The sequence below is a fragment of the Rhizobium sp. 10PS4 genome, from assembly GCF_032464805.1.
Lineage (GTDB): Bacteria > Pseudomonadota > Alphaproteobacteria > Rhizobiales > Rhizobiaceae > Rhizobium > Rhizobium laguerreae.
The window spans coordinates 1-3,220 of record NZ_JAWDIW010000031.1; the positions used below are offsets into that span (position 1 = coordinate 1).

General features: G+C 60.6%; 4 protein-coding genes. 1 reads left to right on the forward strand and 3 read right to left on the reverse strand.

Features of this window, described 5'->3' with window-relative positions; genetic code table 11:
* Positions 1–148: 148 nt before the first annotated feature.
* Positions 149–820 (forward strand): CBS domain-containing protein, encoded by a 672-nt coding sequence (locus RWJ89_RS33170; protein WP_131665556.1) that lies wholly within the window; start codon positions 149–151, stop codon positions 818–820.
* A 618-nt stretch (positions 821–1,438) separates the two neighbouring features.
* Here the strand turns inward: RWJ89_RS33170 and RWJ89_RS33175 are convergent.
* From RWJ89_RS33175 to RWJ89_RS33185, 3 genes are read right to left on the reverse strand one after another with little or no spacing between them, the layout of a single operon-like run.
* Complete coding sequence (locus tag RWJ89_RS33175; RefSeq protein ID WP_131665555.1) at positions 1,439–2,032, reverse strand: DsbE family thiol:disulfide interchange protein; 594 nt, start codon at positions 2,030–2,032, stop codon at positions 1,439–1,441.
* The gene (locus tag RWJ89_RS33180) at positions 2,033–2,188 is read right to left on the reverse strand and encodes a heme exporter protein CcmD (RefSeq protein ID WP_131665554.1); all 156 of its coding nucleotides are present in this window, start codon (positions 2,186–2,188) and stop codon (positions 2,033–2,035) included.
* Positions 2,189–2,953, reverse strand: a complete 765-nt coding sequence (locus RWJ89_RS33185) for a heme ABC transporter permease (RefSeq protein ID WP_131665553.1) — start codon at positions 2,951–2,953, stop codon at positions 2,189–2,191.
* Between the last annotated feature and the right edge of the window lie 267 nt (positions 2,954–3,220).

Sequence of the window (3,220 nt, forward strand, 5' to 3'; positions counted from 1 at the left end):
GGACCGATTGGGAGCCGCCTGAGCGCGGACGAGCAGGCCAGGCTGGATGATCTTCTAAACCGGCGCGAACTTTGACGGAGATCAAAGCCGAGCCTTCGATAGCCGTCTACCGTTCACATTCAACAAATCCGAACGTGAGGCGAGGAACATGCAGGCCAAGGACATCATGACACGAGACGTCGTCTCCATCAGCCCGCAGGTCGGCGTCCGCCACGCCGTTGCCGTCATGTTGCAGAACGGTGTGAGCGGCCTCCCGGTCGTGGACGAGGAGGGCCGCGTTCGCGGAATGCTGACAGAGGGAGACCTTCTGCTTCGCAGAGAGATCCGCGTTTCGCCTCGCACGCCTCGCGGGCCGGAGATGATCTCCGAGACCGACCTGGAGAGATATATTTCCAGCAACGGGTGGTCGGTGGCGGACGTGATGTCACCGGACGTCATCGTCGCACGGCCCGACAGCGAGATATCAGACATAGCCGAGAGCCTTCAGGCTCATCGCATCAAGCGGCTGCCGATCGTGGAGAACGGCAAGCTTGTGGGAATAGTGAGCCGCCGCGACATTCTGGGATTGATCCTCGACGCTCCAACGACGCCGATTCCCCGCGAGGACGAGTCCATCAAGCTCGCCGTACGCACCCGGCTGCGGTCGGACCTCGGGCTCACGCCCCAGAAGATCCAGGTAACGGTGAAGAACGGCCAAGTTACGCTGGAGGGTCTGGTTGAGTCGGAACTGAAGCGAAAGGCAGTGCGCAGCCTCGTCGAGAGCTTGGGAATCGGAGGGTACAAGGACTGCCTGTCCGTGACGGAGGAACACGGTTCCTAGACGTTTCGCGATCCGTCCTTCTTTGAAGACTTGCTCATTCCAGCTACGAGCGCTCTCTTCAGCTTCGTTTCCGAACAGGTGCACGACGTCGTGGCGACGAGCGGACATCCCCGATTGGGTCAGGCTCCTCCCATCCTATCGCGGCATTGTAAGAGGCGAGGAGGCCCGTCCGGGATGTCACCTGAACGAGGCCTCTGTCAAAGTTTCCCCATTTGACACGGAACTTCCGACTCGCAGGCGGACCATACGTCTTAGCCCATTTGGGATCTTTGACGCAGATCAAACAGCGCGCGTCCCCTTGACCTGACCGGCGCGCTTTCAGGTAGATGCGGAATCCTTGCCGGTTGGAGTTCCGCTTGCAAAAATAACGGCAGGCGCGGCGAACATGGCGCGCACGCCACGAATTCGACATGTGACCACACAGAGTCGACGCGAGTTCCGCGTCCTCTTCGCTCATCCGATTGCCAATCCTATTTCGAGGGCTAGCTTTACAAGGCGAAGCCTTCTCCACGCTGTCGAAAGGCGAGTAGATGGAGAGGAAGCGGTGCGCGTGACAGGCGTCGACTCGTGCAGCTTCTTCAGCGCGGATTCCGGAGGCGAACCGGATACTGCCAGGCGTTAGCGGCTGACAGTCGGTCGATCTCGACGAGATGCCGAATCGGCCAGGAGCCGTTCAATGGAGGGGCGGAGCTTGCCGGTCAAGGCGGATGAGTTGAGCGGCCCGACGAACTTGAAGGCGATACGGCCATCCCGGTCGACGAGGAAGGTCTCAGGAACCCCGTAGGCTCCCCAGTCGATGGATCGTCGCCCGGATCGATCGATGCCTATGGCCGAATACGGATTGCCGTTCGCGCGGAGGAAGGCGATGGCGTCGGCCGGATCGTCCTTGTAGTCGATGCCGACGATCTTCACCCGCCGATCCTGGGCGAGCTGCATCAGGAACGAATGCTCCTGATGGCACGGGACGCACCAGGAGGCGAAGACGTTGACGATTGTCACCTCGCCTTTCAAAGCCTCGTCGTCCAGGGCAGCGGTCTCGAATCCTTGAAGTCCGGGAAGTGCGAGCGGAGGATGGTTCTCGCCGATCAGCGCGGACGGTAGCTCCGACGGAGAGTAGCCCGATGTCGCTTCGCGGTACAGGTTGTTCGCCACTGCGCCGGCGAATCCGAGGAAGGCCACGAGAGGTAGCGCGGCGATGAGGCGGCGGGCCATTCAACGGCCGCCGTTCGTTCGAACGGCACGAACGGGCGCGAGCGCGGCGACGCGACGACGATATGATCTTCCGGTGATCCATACCTTCGCTGATGTCGCGAAGACGACCGAGAAAGTAAGGGCGTAGGCGATGTAGACGTACGCTTGATGTGTCATTCAATCCTCCTTGTGAGCCGCTGCCCTGACGGCCAGCCTGTAGTGCGAGATCAGCTTTCTGCGCCAGATCTCGTTTCTGATCGAGGCGACGTAGAGGGTGGCGAAAAGACACGCGAAGGCGAGCCCCATGACCAGCAATGGCCGCAGGAACTCGATGTCCAGAGCCGGTCCGGCAAGGCGGACCACGCTGGCCGGCTGGTGGAGGGTGTTCCACCATTCCACCGAAAACTTGATGATCGGTATGTTTACGAATCCTACGATGATCAGCACGGCGGTGACCCTTGCCGCGCGGGTGGGCTCGTCGATGGCGCGATTGATCGCGAGAAGTCCGAGATACATGATGAACAGCACGAACATCGAGGTCAGACGTGCGTCCCAAACCCACCACGTCCCCCACATCGGCTTCCCCCAAATCGCTCCAGTGATGAGGGAGACGAACGTGAAGGCGGCGCCGAGCGGGGCGGCGACACGGGCCGCGACGTCGGCGAGCGGATGCTTCCAGACCAGCGACCCAATCGCGTTCGCGGTCATCACGCTGTAACAGAGCATCGCCATCCAAGCAGCCGGAACGTGGACGTACATGATCCGGACAGTCTCGCCCTGCTGGTAGTCTCCATCGGAGTTGAAACTCAACCAGAGCCCGGTGGCGAACGCGATCAGCGTCGCGGCCGCGAGGATCGGAATTGTCCTGTTCGCCAGTTCGACGAAGCGGGACGGTTGTGCGAGGGCGACAACGCCCTTCGAGAACTTTGAGACAGAGATCATGGACGGAGGAGTAGCGCGGAGCGCGTGCGAGATAATTGATCCGGATCAAACAGCCGATGTTTGGGCGGGAGCGGGGCGGTTCTTTTGCAGACTTGCAGGTGCCCAAAGTTCGTCCCAACTTGACGGAGATCAAATACAGGCGATTGGCTGACCGCTAGTGATTTCCCATGCAGAAGGAACATGTGCATGGATTTCGAAGCGTTTTTCAAAAACGAGCTGGACGGGCTTCATAGCGAGGGCCGTTACCGCGTTTTTGCCGATCTCGAA